The following is a 672-nucleotide window of genomic DNA, read 5'->3' on the forward strand; positions in this document are numbered from 1 at the left end:
ATATCGAGGTGACCGCCAACCACCATGCTGTGATGACCGGCAGCGATGGCGCCAAGGCGCGCTTCATCCACCGCCAGACCATGGCCAACGCCATGCGCTTTACCACGACCGAGCTTGCCGAGCTCGAGACCAAGATCGCCAATGCCGCCGACCGGGCGCTCAACATCGAACTGGCCGCCTTCGAGGCGCTGACGACGGAAGCGGTCGGCGAAGCGGAGAAGATCCGTGCCGGCGCCGATGCGCTGGCCGTGCTCGATGTCTCCGCGGCGCTCGCGCTTCTGTCGGAAAGCGAAGCCTGGTGCCGGCCGGTGGTGGATTCGAGCCTTGCCTTCGAGATTACGGGCGGGCGGCATCCGGTGGTCGAACAGGCCTTGCGCCGCTCCGGCGAAGGCCCGTTCGTCGCCAATGATTGCGACCTGTCGCCGGAGGGAGCTGCCCGGAACGGCGCGATCTGGCTTTTGACCGGCCCGAACATGGGCGGTAAATCGACATTCCTGCGGCAAAACGCGCTGATCGCCATCCTGGCCCAGACCGGCTCGTTCGTGCCGGCGACATCGGCCCATATCGGCGTCGTCGACCGGCTGTTCTCGCGTGTCGGCGCCTCGGACGATCTGGCGCGCGGCCGCTCGACCTTCATGGTCGAGATGGTCGAGACGGCAGCGATCCTCAACC

The 672-nt window shown here is 66.7% G+C and carries 1 pseudogene; it reads left to right on the plus strand.

Annotated elements, in window-relative coordinates:
• Positions 1 to 672, plus strand: a pseudogene (locus tag EN994_RS34180) (DNA mismatch repair protein MutS); the annotation flags it as partial.

The sequence above is a fragment of the Mesorhizobium sp. M7A.F.Ca.CA.002.09.1.1 genome, assembly GCF_003998555.1.
Taxonomy (GTDB): Bacteria; Pseudomonadota; Alphaproteobacteria; order Rhizobiales; family Rhizobiaceae; genus Mesorhizobium; species Mesorhizobium ciceri.